At 74.9% G+C, this 15,818-nt stretch carries 14 protein-coding genes; 7 read left to right on the top strand and 7 right to left on the bottom strand.

From position 1 onward, the window contains the following. The first annotated feature begins 25 nt into the window (after positions 1–25). Complete coding sequence (locus tag ASD33_RS22365; RefSeq protein WP_056563341.1) at positions 26–1,108, top strand: sialidase family protein; 1,083 nt, start codon at positions 26–28, stop codon at positions 1,106–1,108. A gap of 116 nt (positions 1,109–1,224) precedes the next feature. Here ASD33_RS22365 and ASD33_RS22360 read toward each other — a convergent pair whose 3' ends face one another. Further along, the gene (locus tag ASD33_RS22360; protein WP_056563338.1) at positions 1,225–1,902 is read right to left on the bottom strand and encodes a uracil-DNA glycosylase; all 678 of its coding nucleotides are present in this window, start codon (positions 1,900–1,902) and stop codon (positions 1,225–1,227) included. 32 nt (positions 1,903–1,934) lie between these two features. Here ASD33_RS22360 and ASD33_RS22355 point away from each other — a divergent pair, with 32 nt between their 5' ends. Then, entirely contained in the window at positions 1,935–3,041 is a 1,107-nt protein-coding gene (locus ASD33_RS22355; protein ID WP_079044946.1) for a BadF/BadG/BcrA/BcrD ATPase family protein, read from the top strand. Between the two features lie 50 nt (positions 3,042–3,091). Next, a complete protein-coding gene (locus ASD33_RS22350) occupies positions 3,092–4,015 on the top strand; it encodes a hypothetical protein (RefSeq protein WP_079044945.1) in 924 nt (307 codons plus the stop codon). A gap of 122 nt (positions 4,016–4,137) precedes the next feature. On the opposite strand, the gene ASD33_RS22345 is transcribed toward ASD33_RS22350, so the two are convergent. The 4 genes from ASD33_RS22345 to ASD33_RS22330 form a co-directional block, all read right to left on the bottom strand. Further along, a complete protein-coding gene (locus tag ASD33_RS22345; RefSeq protein ID WP_056563332.1) occupies positions 4,138–5,193 on the bottom strand; it encodes a lactonase family protein in 1,056 nt (351 codons plus the stop codon). 162 nt (positions 5,194–5,355) lie between these two features. Further along, entirely contained in the window at positions 5,356–6,867 is a 1,512-nt protein-coding gene (locus tag ASD33_RS22340) for an FUSC family protein (RefSeq protein WP_056563329.1), read from the bottom strand. Between the two features lie 295 nt (positions 6,868–7,162). Then, positions 7,163–8,320 (bottom strand): DUF6596 domain-containing protein, encoded by a 1,158-nt coding sequence (locus ASD33_RS22335; protein ID WP_242427217.1) that lies wholly within the window; start codon positions 8,318–8,320, stop codon positions 7,163–7,165. A gap of 79 nt (positions 8,321–8,399) precedes the next feature. Further along, positions 8,400–8,807 carry a YciI family protein gene (locus ASD33_RS22330; RefSeq protein WP_056563326.1) on the bottom strand — a complete coding sequence of 136 codons (408 nt, stop codon included), beginning with the start codon at positions 8,805–8,807 and terminating at the stop codon, positions 8,400–8,402. A 195-nt stretch (positions 8,808–9,002) separates the two neighbouring features. On the opposite strand from ASD33_RS22330, the gene ASD33_RS22325 reads away from it, so the two are divergent. The 3 genes from ASD33_RS22325 to ASD33_RS22315 all read left to right on the top strand — a co-directional run bounded on the left by ASD33_RS22325 (position 9,003) and on the right by ASD33_RS22315 (position 10,682). Then, positions 9,003–9,479 carry an Lrp/AsnC family transcriptional regulator gene (locus ASD33_RS22325; RefSeq protein ID WP_056563323.1) on the top strand — a complete coding sequence of 159 codons (477 nt, stop codon included), beginning with the start codon at positions 9,003–9,005 and terminating at the stop codon, positions 9,477–9,479. Between the two features lie 10 nt (positions 9,480–9,489). Further along, a complete protein-coding gene (locus ASD33_RS22320) occupies positions 9,490–9,894 on the top strand; it encodes a helix-turn-helix transcriptional regulator (protein ID WP_056564505.1) in 405 nt (134 codons plus the stop codon). A gap of 161 nt (positions 9,895–10,055) precedes the next feature. Then, entirely contained in the window at positions 10,056–10,682 is a 627-nt protein-coding gene (locus ASD33_RS22315; protein WP_056563320.1) for a DinB family protein, read from the top strand. Positions 10,683–10,715: 33 nt separating this feature from the next. Here ASD33_RS22315 and ASD33_RS22310 read toward each other — a convergent pair whose 3' ends face one another. Further along, entirely contained in the window at positions 10,716–12,776 is a 2,061-nt protein-coding gene (locus ASD33_RS22310; RefSeq protein WP_056563317.1) for a SpoIIE family protein phosphatase, read from the bottom strand. A gap of 312 nt (positions 12,777–13,088) precedes the next feature. On the opposite strand from ASD33_RS22310, the gene ASD33_RS22305 reads away from it, so the two are divergent. After that, entirely contained in the window at positions 13,089–14,915 is a 1,827-nt protein-coding gene (locus tag ASD33_RS22305) for a serine/threonine-protein kinase (RefSeq protein ID WP_079044989.1), read from the top strand. Between the two features lie 17 nt (positions 14,916–14,932). Here the strand turns inward: ASD33_RS22305 and ASD33_RS22300 are convergent, their stop codons facing one another. Further along, the gene (locus ASD33_RS22300) at positions 14,933–15,766 is read right to left on the bottom strand and encodes a phosphoenolpyruvate hydrolase family protein (RefSeq protein WP_242427215.1); all 834 of its coding nucleotides are present in this window, start codon (positions 15,764–15,766) and stop codon (positions 14,933–14,935) included. Positions 15,767–15,818: the final 52 nt, after the last annotated feature.

The raw sequence follows: 15,818 nt of genomic DNA, 5'->3' as shown, positions 1-15,818 counted from the left end.
CAACGGCGTCCTGGAGGTCGCAGCCATGCCCGACGTACTCCTCACCGTAGGCACCCGCAAGGGGCTCTTCATCGGCCGAAGGCACGACGGCCGATGGGAGTTCGACGATCCGGCCTTCCCCGCGCAGGCGGTCTACTCCGTCGCCGTCGACACGCGCGGGACGACCCCGCGGCTGCTCGTCGGCGGGGACAGCTCCCACTGGGGACCGTCCGTCTTCCACTCCGACGACCTCGGCAGGACGTGGACCGAGCCGGAGCGGCCCGCCGTGAAGTTCCCCGAGGACACCGGCGCCTCCCTGGAGCGGGTCTGGCAGCTGCACCCGGCACCGGAGCACTCCCCCGGCGTCGTGTACGCGGGGACGGAGCCCGCGGCCCTCTTCCGGTCGGAGGACGGGGGCGAGTCCTTCGAGCTGGTCCGCCCGTTGTGGGAGCATCCGACGCGCTCCCGCTGGGTGCCCGGCGGAGGCGGCGAGGCCGTGCACACCGTGGTCACCGACCGGCGCGACCCTGCGGCGCTGACGGTCGCCGTGTCGACCGCCGGAGTGTTCCGCTCACAGGACGGCGGGGCCAGCTGGGCGCCCTCGAACGACGGGGTGTCCGCCGTGTTCCTGCCGGACCCGCACCCCGAGTTCGGGCAGTGCGTCCACAAGATCGCCCAGGACGCGGGCGACCTGGACCGGCTCTACCTCCAGAACCACTGGGGCGTCTTCCGCAGCGACGACGCGGGCGCCCACTGGTCCGACATCGGATCCGGGCTGCCCTCCGACTTCGGCTTCGCGGTCGCCGCGCACCCGCACCGCCGGGACACCGCCTATGTCTTCCCCATCACCGCGGACTCCGACCGGGTCCCGGCGGGCCGGCGGTGCCGGGTCTACCGGACGAACGACGCCGGGGCGACCTGGGAGCCGCTGGCCGAGGGGCTGCCCGGCGGCGACCACTACGGCACGGTCCTCAGGGACGCGCTCTGCACGGACGACGCGGACCCCGCGGGCGTGTACTTCGGCAACCGCAACGGCGAGGTGTACGCGAGCGCCGACGACGGCGACAGCTGGCAGCTCCTCGCCGAGCACCTGCCGGACGTGCTCTGCGTCCGGGCGGCGGTGATCTGAACGCGCCGGCCGTGTGCCGGTGGTCCGATCGCCTCGGCCGTGTGCCGGTGGACCGATCACCGGCGGCCGGCCAAGGGGAAGGGGAGAGCGGTCGGTTCGCGCCGCCGCCCCCTTCGTCAGGGCAGGCGCCAGTCCACCGGCTGCGCACCCATGCCGAGCAGCATCTCGTTGGCTCGGCTGAACGGCCGGGAGCCGAAGAAGCCCCGGTCCGCCGACATGGGGGACGGATGCGCGGACTCGACCGCCGGCAGGTTGCCGAGGAGCGGACGGGCCCTGCGGGCGTCACTGCCCCAGAGGATCGAGACCAGCGGCTTGCCCCGGGCGGCCAGCGCGCGGATGGCCTGCTCGGTCACCTCTTCCCATCCCTTGCCCCGATGGGCGCCCGCCTTGCGCGGGGCCGTGGTCAGCGCCCTGTTGAGAAGCAGGACTCCCTGCCGGGTCCACGGCGTCAGGTCGCCGTTCGACGGCCGGGGCAGACCGAGATCGGTGTGCAGCTCCCGGAAGATGTTCTCCAGGCTCGGGGGGAGCGAGCGGACCTCGGGCGCGACCGAGAAGCTGAGCCCCATCGGCATCCCCGGCGTGTGATAGGGGTCCTGACCCACGATCAGGACCCGCACCTCGTCGAAGGGCTGCTGGAACGCCCGCAGCACGTTCGGCCCGGACGGCAGGTACGTCCGGCCCGCGGCGATCTCCGCCCGCAGGAAGTCGCCCATCTCCGCCACACGCCCCGCCACGGGGGCGAGGGCCTCCGCCCAGCCGGGCTCCACCAGTTCGTTCAACGGTCGCGCTGTCACGGTCCGTCACTCTACCGGCCTACAGTGACAACGTGACCGAGCGCAGCGCGTCCTCCGCCCCCGCCGAGCCCTCCGCCCCGTCCGACGGCCTGGTCGTCGGTGTCGACTCCGGTGGTTCGGGACTCCGGATCGCCCTCGCCGAAGCGGCGACAGGAGCCGTCCTCGGCACCTTCGCCTCCCGCGAGCCGGTGCGCACCGGTCCCGGCGGGATCTCCGCCCGGCACTTCCTGGACCAGACCCTGCCCGCCGTCCGGTCCCTGACCGAGGCGCACGGCGGGCGTCCGCTCCTCGCGGTCGCGGTGGGCGCCGCCGGGATGGCGACCCTCGGGGACGAACTGCGGGCCGAGCTGCCGGGGGCGTACGCCCAGGCGTGGGGGGTGCGGCGGCTCGCCCTCGCGGCCGACGCGGTCACGGCGTACGCCGGAGCGCTCGGGCAGCGGCCCGGCGCGGTCGTCGCGGGCGGCACCGGCATGATCGCGCTCGGCACGGACCTGGGCTCCTGGCGGCGGGCCGACGGCTGGGGTCATCTCCTCGGCGACTGCGGCAGCGGCGCCTGGATCGGCCGGGCCGGTCTGGAGGCGGCGATGCGCGCGTACGACGGGCGGCGCGGCGGTTCGGCGGCGCTGCTGGCCCGCGCCGAGAAGCTGTTCGGGCCGGCGGCGGGACTGCCGGCGGCGCTCTACCCCCGTACGGACCGGCCGGCGGTGCTCGCCTCCTTCGCCCCCGAGGTCGGCGGGTGCGCCGCCGACGACCCGGTCGCGGCGGACATCCTCGCGAGGGCGGCCCGGCACATCGCCGAGGCCGCTGAGGCCGTCTGCCCGACGGGACCGGAGGCGCTGGTGGCGCTGACGGGCGGACTGTTCAAGATGGGCGAGCCCCTGCTCGTACCCCTGCGGGCGGCGCTCCGGGACCGGCTCCCGCACGCCCGGACCGCGGACGCGGCGGGCGATCCGCTGGCCGGGGCGGTGACGCTCGCCGCGGCACTCGCCACCGGGACGCCGCGCCTGCCCGAGGACGCGTCGCTGCTACGTCTCTTCGTCGACGACATGGCACGGCCCGCGCCATCCGCCCAGGTCGGAGGCGGTGCAAGCCGCCAGGTCACCGGCAAGGGGGGACATAGGGGGGCAGAAGGCGCGTGAGTGCACCTCAGCCGACGGCGCGCCGGGCGAAACCAGTAGCATGCCGGGCCATGAGCTCCCCCACTGGGCCTGCTTCCGGCCTGCCTGTACGAATGCCTCGACCCCGTCAGTCCGGGCGGCACCGTCGCCCCGAACCCGCGGCGGCGCCCGAGGGCGCTCCCGCACTGGTTCTCGCTGTGCCCGGCGCTCCGTCCGCCGCCATACGCTCGCTCGCCGAAGAGGTCGTGAGCATCGCCCGCTCCGAGCTGCCCGGCCTCGACGCCCTGATCGCCTTCCTCGACGGCGACGACACCGAGTACCCCTCGCTCACGACCATGCTGACGGCCGCCGCCGCGCTGCGCACCGAGCGGTACGAGCTGGCCGTGGCCGCCGGCCGTGAGGTCGCCGCCCCGACGGGCCCGGCCGCGGTCGTCGTCCCGCTGCTCGCCGGCCCCGACAGCGCCCAGACGCGCCAGGTGCGCCAGGCCGTCATGGACGCGGGCAACACCGCCGAGCTGACCGATGTCCTCGGCCCGCACCCGCTGCTCGCCGAGGCGCTGCACGTGCGCCTCTCCGAGGCGGGGCTCGCCCGCGCCGACCGCGCCCGGCTGTTCACGGTCGCCACGGCCGCCGACGGCATCATCCTGGCCACGGTCGGCGGCGAGGAGGCCGTCCAGGCCGCCGGGATCACCGGCATGCTGCTCGCCGCGCGCCTCGCCGTGCCGGTGATGGCCGCCGCGCTCGACCAGGAGGGCTCGATCGCCTCCGTCGCCGACCAGCTGCGTGCCGCCGGTGCGGAGCAGCTGGCGCTCGCCCCGTACCTGATCGGCCCCGAGCTGGCCGACGGCCTGCTCGACGTGGCCTCGAAGGAGGCCGGCTGCGCCGCCGCCGAGCCGCTGGGTGCCTACCCCGCGATCGGCAAGCTGGTGCTGTCGCAGTACACGGCCGCGCTGGGCATCCCGCCGCAGCAGCCGCAGGGCGCCGCCTCGCTCTGAGGTCCGCGACCTCGCCCGTACGTCGAAGGGCCCGCACCGGATGTCCGGTGCGGGCCCTTCGACGTGAGGCGGCGTACGGCGACACCCGAGGCGTACGCCGGCGCCCGGGGCCTACGGCGTCGTCAGCCGAAGACGACGCAGGAGGCGGCCGGGGCCTCGATCGCGCCCGCGCGGGCCGGGGTCCCCGTCTCCGGGTCGAGGGTGAACCAGGTGACGTCGCCGGACCGCTCGTTCGCCACGTACAGGCGGCGGCCCGACGGGTCCAGCGTCAGGTCGCGGGGCCAGGTGCCGCCGCAGGGCACGGAGGCCACGAGGGAGGCCCCGGCGCCGTCCGCGTCGAGGGCGAGCACCGCGAGGGTGTCGCCGCCGCGCACGGCCGCCCAGAGGAAGCGCCCGTCGGGGGCCACGACCACCTCGGAGGGGTGGTCGGGGCCGGTGGCGTCCTCGGGGACGACGGGAGTCTCGCCGAGCGGTTCGAGCACGCCCGCCCCGGCGTCCCAGCGGCAGACGGTGAGGGTGGGCTCCAGCTCGTTGAGGACGTACGCGTGCGTGCCGGCCGGGTGGAAGACCAGATGGCGCGGGCCGGTGCCGGGGCGCAGCGCCGTCTCGCCGTGGAGGGTGAGCGCCCCCGTCTCCGCGTCCAGGGCACAGATCCGTACGGAGTCGGTGCCGAGGTCCACGCTCACCACCCAGCGGCCGCTGGGGTCGGGAAGCACCTGGTGGGCGTGCGGGGCGGCCTGGCGGGCGGCGACGGGGCCGCTGCCCTCGTGGCGCAGGACCGTCGTGGCGGGGAGGGCGGTGCCGTCCTCGGCCAGGGGCAGCGCGGTGACGCTGCCGGAGGTGTAGTTGGCGGTGAGGAGGTGGCCGGCGGCGAGCGCGAGGTGGGTGGGCGCGGCGCCGTCGACAGGGACGGGCGCGCCGAGCGGGCGCGGGGCGCGGCCGGTGACGTCGAAGGCCGCCACGGCCCCCGCGTCGGTCTCGGACACGGCGTGCAGCACGGGGCCCGCGAGGGCGAGAAACGAGGGGTCCGCCACGGCGTCGCTGCCGCCGGTGACGGTCAGCGCGCCCGTCACCGCGTCCACGTCGGCGGCGAGCACGCCGAGCCCGCCCGCCGAGGTGAAGGACCCGATGTACGCCCGTACGGCGCCCTGCCCCTGAACCGTCCCTGTGCCGCCCACGGTGCCTCCCCTGTCCCCGGGGCCGGTCGCGGTCGACCGGCCGTCGTCGGGCCGACGGTAGCAGGGGGTCTAGACCAGGGCGGGCGAGGTGGGGTGCGGCGCCGCCCGGTCCGGGCGGCGTGAGTGCCGCCCGGCCGGGCCCGCGTCATGCGGTACGTGCGATCAGGAGCGGACCAGCAGGGAGCCCGGTGGCGTGCGCAGGGGTTCGTCCAGGGCTGCCAGGAGCTTCTCCAGGCCGCTCACGTGGCCGAGCGCGGCCTGGTCCGCGGGCGGTCCGGCGACGGTGGCCGCCGGGGTCTCCTCCCCCGCCCCGGGGCCGCCCCGCGGCGACGTCAGGCGCTCGACGGCGGCCTCGACGCGCCAGCAGGCCGCCGCGAGCCGGGCGTCGTGGCCGGCGGCCGGGTCGGCCGCGACCGCGGCGAGCCCCCGTACCTCGTCCGCGCACTCGTCGAGGAGCGCGAGCACCTGTCGGGCCCGGGCCTTGCGGGCCCGGAAGGGGCTGAGCGGGTGGACCAGCGGTGCCAGGGACAGCCGTACGCGCCCGAGGAGCAGTTCCAGCTCGGCCGCGTGCGGGCCGGGGTCGGCGTCCGCGTCGCCGGAGAGGCGCCCCAGCGAGGCCGAGGTGGCGGCCCGTACGCCCCGCAGGGCGCGCTGGATCCACGCGTCGTTGATCGCGTGGGTGGTGACGGGGAGGATCAGGAGGACGGCGAGCGCCGCGCACACCGCGCCGACGGCGGTCTCCTCGAAGCGCAGCACCAGGAGCGCGGGGTCGAGCACGCCGAGGAGCCCGTAGAGGAGACCGGCCATCACGGTCACGGCCAGCATCATCCAGCTGTACGAGACGGGCGCCGTGTAGAAGATCCCGAAGACGCAGAGCGCCACCAGGAGGGCCGTGGGTGCCACCGCCCCGTCGAGCGGGAGGGCGACCACCATGCCGACGCCGATCCCGATCACGGTGCCGAGCACCCGGCGGAAGCCGCGTACCAGCGTCTCGCCCCGGGACACGGTGTTCACGAAGATCCACCAGGTCGTGCCGACGGCCCAGTACCAGCGGTCCTCGGACAGCACCTGTCCGATCCCGAGCGCCACGGCGCAGGCGGCCGCGGCCTGGACCGCCTGCCGGGTGGTCACCCGGGCGAGTCCGACGCCGGGCAGCGGGGCGGGCACCGCGGCGGGCGGGGTACGTCGCTCCAGCGGCCAGAGGACGAAACGCACCGCGCCCGCGGCGGCCAGGGCGATGCCCACGGCCGCGAACAGCTCGGGGAGCTGCGAGGGAACGGCGTGCAGGAACTGGGTCGTGAAGAAGTTCATGAAGGCGAAGACCCCGAGCGCGTGCCCGCGCGGACCCCAGCGCCGGGCGTAGACCCCGCAGAAGACCACCGCGAGGAAGGCGAGGTCCCGCAGCGGCGTCAGGTCGTGCAGGGCGGTCGCGACGGCGAGGACGGGGAAGCCGGCCAGCGGAAGGAGCAGGGTGGTCACGCGCTGCGCCCGCACGGTCGCGTCCGTCACGGTGAACAGCGCGAGCAGCGCGGCCAGGCCGCCGGTGATCGACGCGGTCAGCGACAGGCCCGCCAGTTCGGCGAGGGCGACCGCGAGAGCGATGCCGATGACGGCGCGGAACGCGTTCTTGAACCTGACGAGCCCCGGATCCGGCGCCACGAAGAACCTCTGCACGGTGGTGAACCGCCCCCTTGTCTTGCCTTTCGCCCCGTCGGCGGCTTCCCGGGGTGGTGGGGGCGCGCGGACACGACGAAGGCGCCGCGGTCCGGACCGGCCTCGTCGCCGACCCGGCGCTGCGCGGCGCCGAAAGTACCTGGATACGACAAGGAAAGCATCCGGGCGGCCCTTGGCTCAACTCAACGCCCGCTCGGTGGGCCATTGGCCCAGCACGTGCGCGTCGGACCGGTCCAACGGAGGGCCATCGGACCACCGGGTCGGCCGGGGCGCGGAGCCGGGCCCCCGGCCGTCGTCAGCGGGGCCCGAGGGCGTTGAGGCGGGCGGCCCGGCGGGTCAGGTGATCGCGTTCGGCCAGGTTGGAGGCCTTGTGGGCGGCCTCGGCGTACAGCCGGGCCGCCGTCGCGAGGTCCCCCGCGCGCTCGTGGAGGTACGCCGCCGCCGCGGTGTGCCGGGGCAGTCCGTCGCTCAGCTCCGCGAGCGCCGCGAGACCGGCGCGCGGCCCGTCGGCCTCCCCCACGGCCACCGCCCGGTTGAGCCGGACGACCGGGCTGTCGGTCAGCCGCGCGAGTTCGTCGTACCACTCGACGATCTGCACCCAGTCGGTCTCCTCGGCGACGGGCGCGTCGGCGTGCAGCGCGGCGATGGCCGCCTGCGCCTGGAACTCGCCCAGCCGGTCGCGGGCCAGCGCGGCCTGGAGGATCGCGACGCCCTCGGTGATGGCCTCGGTGTCCCACCGACCGCGGTCCTGCTCGGCGAGCGGCACCAGACTCCCGTCGGGGGCGGTCCGCCCGGCGCGCCGGGCGTGGTGCAGCAGCATCAGGGCGAGGAGCCCCGACACCTCGGGGTGGTCGACGGCGGCCGCGAGCCGCCGGGCGAGCCGGATGGCCTCGGCGGCGAGGTCGACGTCGCCGGAGTAGCCCTCGTTGAACACCAGGTAGAGGACCCGCAGCACGGTGGCCACGTCGCCGGGCCGGTCGAACCGGACCCCGGCGACGGTGCGCTTGGCGCGGCTCACGCGCTGCGCCATGGTCGCCTCGGGGACGAGGTAGGCCTGGGCGATCTGGCGGGTGGTGAGCCCGCCCACGGCGCGCAGCGTGAGCGCGACCGCGGACGACGGTGTCAGGGAGGGATGGGCGCACAGGAAGTAGAGCTGGAGCGTGTCGTCGGTGCCGGGTGCGGGGCCGGGCGCCGGTTCCTCGTCGACGAGGTCCTCCCGGCGGCGCCGGGCGGTGTCCGCCCGGGTCGCGTCGAGGAAGCGGCGCCAGGCCACCGTCACCAGCCAGCCCTTGGGGTCGCGGGGCGGGTCGTCCTGCCAGGTGCGGACGGCCTCGACCAGCGCGTCCTGGACGGCGTCCTCGGCCGCCGCGAAGTCGGCTCCGCGGCGGACGAGGACCCCGATCACGCTCGGTGTGAGGCTCCGGAGCAGGGCCTCGTCCAGCGGAGTGGTCACAGCGGGTCCTCGGTCGTCGGGCAGGTCACGGCGGCGCTCCGTTCCTTCATGGGTTCCCGCACGGTGTTCCTCCGCGGGGTCACTCCGTGGTGGTGGGGTGCGCCGAGAGGAAGGGGCGCAGTTCGAGCCACTCGTGGATCGGCTTCCCGCCCGCCCCGGGGGCGGCCGACAGTTCCCCGGCCAGCTCGACGGCGCGCTCGTAGCTGTCGACGTCGATCACCATCCAGCCGGCGATGAGGTCCTTGGTCTCGGCGAAGGGGCCGTCGGTGACCGGCGGGCGGCCCTCGCCGTCGTACCGGACGAAGGTTCCCTCGGGGGCGAGCGCCTGGCCGTCGACGAACTCGCCGGTCTTCTCCAGACGGGCCGCGAAGTCGTTCATGTACGCGATGTGGTCGGAGATCTCCTCCGGCGTCCACCGGTCCATGGGGACGTCGTTCACGGCGGCCGGAGCGCCGCGGTAGTGCTTCAGGAGCAGGTACTTGGCCATGATGGTTCTCCTCGGTGCCGGTACGGCCCATTGTGGGCGCGTTCACCTCGGGGACGGAGCACGGCACGGGTTCTCGACATCCTCGGACGACATTTCTCACCCGAATTCCGCGCGCGGTCGAATCCGTACCAGAATGTGGTGTTTCCGTATCGGAGAACGACATCGGAGACCGACATCGGAGGAGGACGACGGAGCATGGCGGTGGACGAGCTCGACACCCGGATCCTGCGGCTGCTCATCGAGCAGCCCCGGACGAGCGTGCGGGAGTACGCGCGCGTGCTGGGCGTGGCGCGGGGCACCGTGCAGGCCAGGATCGACCGGCTGGAGCGGGACGGGGTGATCACCGCGACCGGCCCGGTCCTCTCCCCCGCCGCGCTGGGCCACCCGGTGCTCGCGTTCGTGCACGTCGAGGTGACGCAGGGGCATCTGGACGAGGTCGGCGACGCGCTCGCCGAGGTGCCGGAGATCGTCGAGGCCTTCTCCATCACCGGCGGCGGCGATCTGCTGACCCGGGTCGTCGCCCGGGACGCGGGGCATCTGGAGGATGTCATCCAGCGGCTCATCCAGCTGCCGGGCGTGGTGCGCACCCGCACCGAGATCGCCCTGCGGGAGCGGGTGGCCCACCGGCTGCTGCCGCTGGTCGAGGCGGTCGGGCGATCCCGCAGCGCCTAGTGTGGCGCCCATGCAGTCCTACACCATCGGGCAGGCGTCGCGCCTGCTGGGCGTGAGTCCCGACACCGTACGACGCTGGGCCGACGCCGGCCGGGTCACGACCCGTCGCGACGAGAACGGCCGGCGTCTCATCGAGGGGCGCGATCTGGCCGCGTTCGCCGTCGAGGTCGGCCAGGGCGGGCCCAGCGGTCAGGGCGACGAGGACCTGACGTACACCTCGGCGCGCAACGCCTTTCCCGGGATCGTGACGGCGGTCAAGCTGGGCGACGTCGCCGCGCAGGTCGAGATCCAGGCGGGGCCGCACCGGCTCGTCTCCCTGCTCACCCGTGAGGCGGTCGAGGAACTGGGGCTGGAGGTCGGCGTGGAGGCCACCGCCCGCGTGAAGTCGACCAGCGTGCACATCGACCGGCCCTGAGCGCGCGCGGCGGCCCGTGGCGACGCGTTCGTGTCGCCGTACGTCCGTCCCCCAACCCCCGCCCTCCTGACCGCGGTTCGGGGCGGCCGGAAATCCGAAGGCGGGCGGGAGCGGCCTGTGGCACAGTACGACCGCCCTGTCCCGCTGCCCCGGAGCGTTCGATGGACCAGCCTGCCCGACTCCAGCCCCTCCTCCAGCAGTTCGACTTCGGACGGCAGCGGTTGACCGACCGCATGACCGGCCCGGTGGTGGACAGCGGGAACGGCACGGACGTCGAGGTCGGCCCGATGACCGACGCGGAGTACTTCTGGGAACCGGGTCCGGGCTGCTGGTCCGTCCGGCTCCACAGCGAGGGGCCGGGACCCGCCGCCGGCCTCCTGACCGGTGTCGGCCCCTGGGGCCGGGAGACCGCGCCGCCGCCGCACCCCGTCCCGCCGCCGTTCACGACGATCGCCTGGCGGCTGAGCCACCTCAGCGAGATGCTCGCGCTGCGCGCCGACCACACGAACGGCACCCGTTCCCTGACCCGCGACGACTACGAGATCAGCGGCGACGCCGCGACCGCCGTCGCCGCCTTCGACCGGGCGGCCGACGCCTGGCGGGAGGCGCTGCTGTCCGTGGACGACGCCGCGCTCGACACGATCGGACACTGCACGTACCCCCACGGCAGCGATCCCGAGAACCCGTTCCTGGAGATCGTGTGGTGGGTGAACCAGGAACTGCTGCACCACGGGGCGGAGATCGCGCTGCTCCGCGACCTGTTCCGGATCCAGCACCCCCTCACCTGACCGAAGCCCAGGCCCCTTTCCGCGTACGGGAGTTCAGCGGGTCGTACGGGCCAGCAGTATCGCCACGTCGTCCTGCGCGGGCCCCACGAGCAGCTGCTCCAGGACCTCGTCGCACAGCGCGTCCAGGGGACGGTCGAGGTGCCGGAGCGCCCTGCCGAGCTGCCGCATCCCCTCGTCGAGGTCCCGGTCGCGGGCCTCGATGAGCCCGTCCGTGTAGAGGACGAGCAGCCCGCCCGCGGGCAGGGCCACCTCCTGAGTGCCGAAGTCGTGGGCGCCGGTGCCCAGCGGGGTTCCCGGCGGCCCGTCGAGGAAGGTGATGGTCCCGTCCGGGGTGGCCACGGCCGGGGGCGGATGGCCGGCGCGGGCGACGGCCCAGCCTCCGGTGGCCGGGTCGTGGACCGCGTACACACAGGTCGCCATCGTGTCCTCGCCGAGGTCGGCGACGACGGCGTCGAGGGAGCTGAGCATCCGCGCCGGCGCGATGTCGTGGCGGGCCAGGGTCCGTACCGCCGTGCGGAGTTGGCCCATGACGGCCGCCGCGTGGATGCCGTGCCCCATGACGTCGCCGATGACGAGACCGGTGCGTCCGCCGGGGAGCGCGATGGCGTCGAACCAGTCGCCGCCGACGTCATGGGCGCTCGCCGGCAGATAGCGGCCGGTGAGTTCGAGCCCGGCGACGGCGGGCAGCGCGCTGTTGGTGAGGCTGCGCTGCAGGGTCAGGGCGGCCTCGCGTTGGGTGGTGTAGAGGCGGGCGTTGTCGATGTTGAGGGCGGCGCGGGCGACGACCTCGTCGATGAGGACGCAGTCCTGGGCGTCGAAGGGCTCGCGGGTCCGCAGCCGGGTCACGGTGACCGCCCCGAGCACCTGCCCCCGGGCCACCAGCGGGACGAGCCGCGCCGATCCGATGCGGGTGGCGAGATAGGTGCGGAGCGCTTCGGTGCGCGGGTCGGTGAAGAGCGCGGGGATGTCGGAGGTGTAGAGGTTCGTCGGCCGCCCGCGGGCGACGACCTGCTCGTACACCGAGTCCAGCGGGATCTGGAAGGTCTGTCCGGGCGCCAGTACGGAGGTGGGCGCCGTCGGATCGGGGAAGGCGGCCGCGAGCCGCCGCAGGACGCCGCGCGTGGACGCGGCCGGATCGTCCGGCGCGAGGACCGACTCCAGCATCTGTACGTCGGCGGAGTCGGCCAGCTGCGGTACGAGGAAGCGGACGGCCTCCTCGGCCGTCATCCGCAGGTCCAGGGTCGTACCGATCCTGGCCCCGGCCTCGGCGAGCAGTGCGAAGCGGTGCCGGGCGCGCTCGACCTCGCTGTGCGCCTCCTGGCTCTCGGTGATGTCGACGAGGGAGGCGATGATCCCGAGGGACCGCGGCTCGGCGCGGTCGACGAGCGGCGCGTAGGAGCAGGACCAGATGTGGTCGCGGTCGGGGTCGGCGGGCGTCCGGCCGACCCGCCGGGCGTCGACGACCGCGTGCCCGCTGTCGAGGACCTGGCGCATCAGGGATTCGAGCGAGGTGGCGTTGACGCCGGGCACGACCTCGGTGAGCCGTCGGCCCACGTGCCCGGCCGCCGTCACCCCGTTCATCCGGGCCAGGGCGTCGTTGACCCGCAGGAACCGCAGGTCGGGGCCGAGGAGCGCGAGACCGATCGGCGACTGGGTGAAGAGGCTCTCCATCGCCGCCAGGTTCTCCCGCATCCGCAGGACCTCGGAGGTCTCTACGGCGATGAGCATCGCCCCCGGCCGCCCCTGCGGATCGGCGGCGGGCACGATCCACATCTCCATGGCGATCGTGTGCCCGTCGCGGTGCCGGACGGGAAGGGTGCCGACCATGGTCTCGCCCGCCTGGACGCGGTCGGTGAGCCGGTCGGCGAGCTCACGGTTGGCGTCGGGGACGAGGAGCGGCGTGGCGAGCCGCCCGAGCACGTGCTCGGGCCGGTGGCCGAGGAGGTCCTGCGCGGCGAGCGACCACTCGACGATGTGACCGTCGGCGTCCTCCCGCCAGAGGGCGATCGGGAGCAGCTCCCGGAGCACACCCGCGTCCCCGACGGCCGCCCGGGGCGGCTGCGGAACCCTGCTCGACGACTGGTGAGTCTCCAACGCATCGCCCTACGCCTCGGCCTGGCCCCAGGGGGCGCAATCCCTACCGAATCACCCTATCCGAGGACCTGGCGGCGGGCCCTGCGCAGTGCGGCCGATCGGCTGGCGGCGGAGGTGTCGGCCCCGCGCGGTACGGTCGAGCCCGTCGCCGCCGGTACTGCCGCCGGCGGTGCCGGGGGGAAGGCGGTCGGCAGGGGGCGGGCCCGCCGATCCGTGGGCCCGCGGGGTGCTGTGGGACGGACGTGTACGGCGAAGTGGGCGGGGCCGAGCCGTGGGCCGCCGCTCCGGGGATCGGAGTACAGGGGTGTGCGCGTGAGCAGAGTGATCGACGGCCGTTTCGAGCTGGTGGAACGGCTGGGCGGCGGCGGCATGGGAACGGTCTGGCGCGCCCACGACCTGGCCCTCCACCGTGACGTGGCGCTGAAGGAGGTGCGCCCGCCGGATCCCGCCATGGCCGAGTACGACGTGGAGGGCGCCCGTACGCTGCGCGCCCGCGTCCTGCGCGAGGCCCGCGCCCTGGCCCGGATCGACCACCCCAACGTGGTGACCATCCACCACATCGTGGACGCGGGCGAGGGGACGTACCCGTGGCTCGTGATGGAACTGGTCACCGGCGGCTCCCTGCAGGACCGGCTCGACCGGGGTCCCATGACGCCCGCCGAGGCCGCCGCCGTCGGCCGCGGACTGCTCGCGGCGCTGCGGGCCGCCCACGCGCGGGACATCGAGCACCGTGACGTGAAGCCGGCCAACGTGCTGCTGCGCCCCGACGGGCGGCCGGTGCTCACCGACTTCGGCATCGCGGCGATCCGCGAGTCCACCGTCCTGACGGCCTCGGGCTCCATCATCGGCTCGCCGGACTACATGGCGCCCGAGCGCATCCGGGGCGGGGCCTCCGGCGGACCGGCGGGCGACCTGTGGTCGCTGGGCATGCTCCTGTACGTGGCGGTCGAGGGCAACCACCCGCTGCGCCGGGAGAACACCCTCGCGACGCTCGCGGCCGTCCTCTCGGACGACGTACCGCCCCCGCTCAGGGCCGGTGGCCTGACCGACGTGCTGACCCGCCTTCTCGTACGGGACCCGGCGGAGCGCCCGGGCGTGGAGGAACTCGCACGCGTGCTGGGCGAGGTGGCGGCGGAGGACGGGGAGGCCGTCTCCCGGGAGGGGGCCGTTGCCGTCCGGGACGCCGCCGCGCGGGAGGCGGATGGCCGGGAGGCGAATGGGCGGGAGGCGAATGGGCGGGAGCCGGCGGACGGCGGCGAAGCCACGTCGTTCCGGCTGGCGCCGCCTCCGGTTGCCGCTCCTCCCGCGACCCCTGCCGCTTCGCCGGCTCCCGCGTCCTCCTCGGCTCCGGTGACTCCCGTGCCTCCCGCACCGGCAACCGCCGCTCCCACCCCTGCGACCCCGCCCCCGGGCGACCCCCGCGCGGTCACCGTTCCCTCGGCCGCCTCCGCTCCCCCGGTCCGTGGGGCCGACGGCCGGCGGCGGGGGCGTGCCGGACGGTTCCTGGGGTCGGCCGCCGTGGTGGTGCTCGCCGTCGGCATCCCCGTCGCCGCCATGGCCTGGGACTGGCGGCCGGCCGAGCCGGGCGGCGGGCCGAGCGGCGCTCCGCCGTCCCAGCAGGGCCCGGCCGCCCAGCGCCCCCGGACGTCGACGACGCCGACACCGACGGCGGACGCCGATCCGGTGCCGCTCGACCTGCTGACGCCCGCCGGTGTCCGCGCGGCCATCGCCTCCGTCAAGGCGGCCTCCGGCGGGACGAAGGTCACCGGCTTCGTCGTGTACCCGGAGTACGCGGTCTCCGAGTCCCTGGTGAAGGGCAGCACGAAGCGCTACGACCGTTACGTCTACCGGGGCGAGGACGCGGCGGTCCGTCAGGGATCGGGTACGGCGTTCCCCGGTACGGTCCCCGCCGACCTCGTCGCGTTCAACTGGGACGCCCTGCCGGCGCTGCTCCAGCGCGCCGACAAGGATCTGGGTGTCGACAAGCCGACCAGTCGCTACGTCGTCGTCGTCCCCGCATCGACGCTGGCCGGGACCGACGCGGGGATCACCGTGTACCTGTCCGACGCGTACGGCTCCGCCTATCTGAAGGCCGACGCGAAGGGCCGGGTGACGGAGAGCCACCCACGGAACGACTGACCGCCCGCCGGCCGGGGTCAGCCGGTGGCCAGCGCCTTGAACGCGCGGGTCTGCTCCGTGATCGCCCGTTCCGTGGGCAGGCGCTCGATCGAGGAGGCGCCGAAGAAGCCGACGACCCCGGTGGTGTGTTCCAGGACGTACCGCGCGTCCTCCGGTTCGGCGATCGGCCCGCCGTGGCAGAGCACCAGGACGTCGGGGTTCACGCGCTTGGCGGCGTCGTGCATCTCCTGGACGGCGGCGGCCGCCGCGTCGAGGGTCAGGGCCGTCCCGGCGCCGATGGCCCCCTTGGTGGTGAGGCCGACGTGCGGCACCAGCACGTCGGCGCCCGCGCGGGCCATGTCGGCCGCCTGCTCGGGGTCGAAGACGTACGGGGCGGTGAGCAGGTCACGCTCGTGGGCGGCGCGGACCATGTCGACCTCCAGGCCGTACCCCATGCCGGTCTCCTCCAGGTTGACGCGGAAGGTGCCGTCGTAGAGGCCGACCGTGGGGAAGTTCTGGACGCCCGCGAAGCCCATGGCCTTGAGCTCGTCGAGGAAGAGGTCCATGCGGCGGAAGGGGTCGGTGCCGCAGACGCCCGCGAGGACGGGCGTGTCGCGGACCACGGGCAGCACTTCGCGGGCCATGTCCTTGACGATCGCGTTGGCGTCGCCGTACGGCAGGAGTCCCGCCAGCGAGCCGCGCCCGGCCATCCGGTAGCGGCCCGAGTTGTAGATGATCAGCAGGTCGACGCCACCGTCCTCGGCGCACTTGGCGGAGAGGCCGGTGCCCGCTCCGGCGCCGACGATCGGACGGCCGGCGGCGACCTGGGCGCGCAGCCGGTCGAGTACGTCCTGTCGGCTGATGGTGGTCACGGTGATCACTCCTCGGTGGTCTGCGGGGGCGCTGCGGAGGTGCTTCGGGTCT

The organism is Streptomyces sp. Root1304 (genome assembly GCF_001426405.1).
In the GTDB taxonomy this organism is placed as follows: domain Bacteria; phylum Actinomycetota; class Actinomycetes; order Streptomycetales; family Streptomycetaceae; genus Streptomyces.
This window is presented reverse-complemented; position numbering and strand designations above follow the sequence as displayed.

Excerpts from the sequence above, each read along its gene's own strand:
- ASD33_RS22365 (WP_056563341.1), top strand. The coding sequence starts at position 26 with ATGCCCGACGTACTCCTCACCGTAGGCACCCGCAAGGGGCTCTTCATC.
- ASD33_RS22350 (WP_079044945.1), top strand. The coding sequence starts at position 3,092 with ATGAGCTCCCCCACTGGGCCTGCTTCCGGCCTGCCTGTACGAATGCCT.
- ASD33_RS22330 (WP_056563326.1), bottom strand. The coding sequence starts at position 8,807 with ATGGCCAAGTACCTGCTCCTGAAGCACTACCGCGGCGCTCCGGCCGCC.
- ASD33_RS22325 (WP_056563323.1), top strand. The coding sequence starts at position 9,003 with ATGGCGGTGGACGAGCTCGACACCCGGATCCTGCGGCTGCTCATCGAG.
- ASD33_RS22320 (WP_056564505.1), top strand. The coding sequence starts at position 9,490 with ATGCAGTCCTACACCATCGGGCAGGCGTCGCGCCTGCTGGGCGTGAGT.
- ASD33_RS22315 (WP_056563320.1), top strand. The coding sequence starts at position 10,056 with ATGGACCAGCCTGCCCGACTCCAGCCCCTCCTCCAGCAGTTCGACTTC.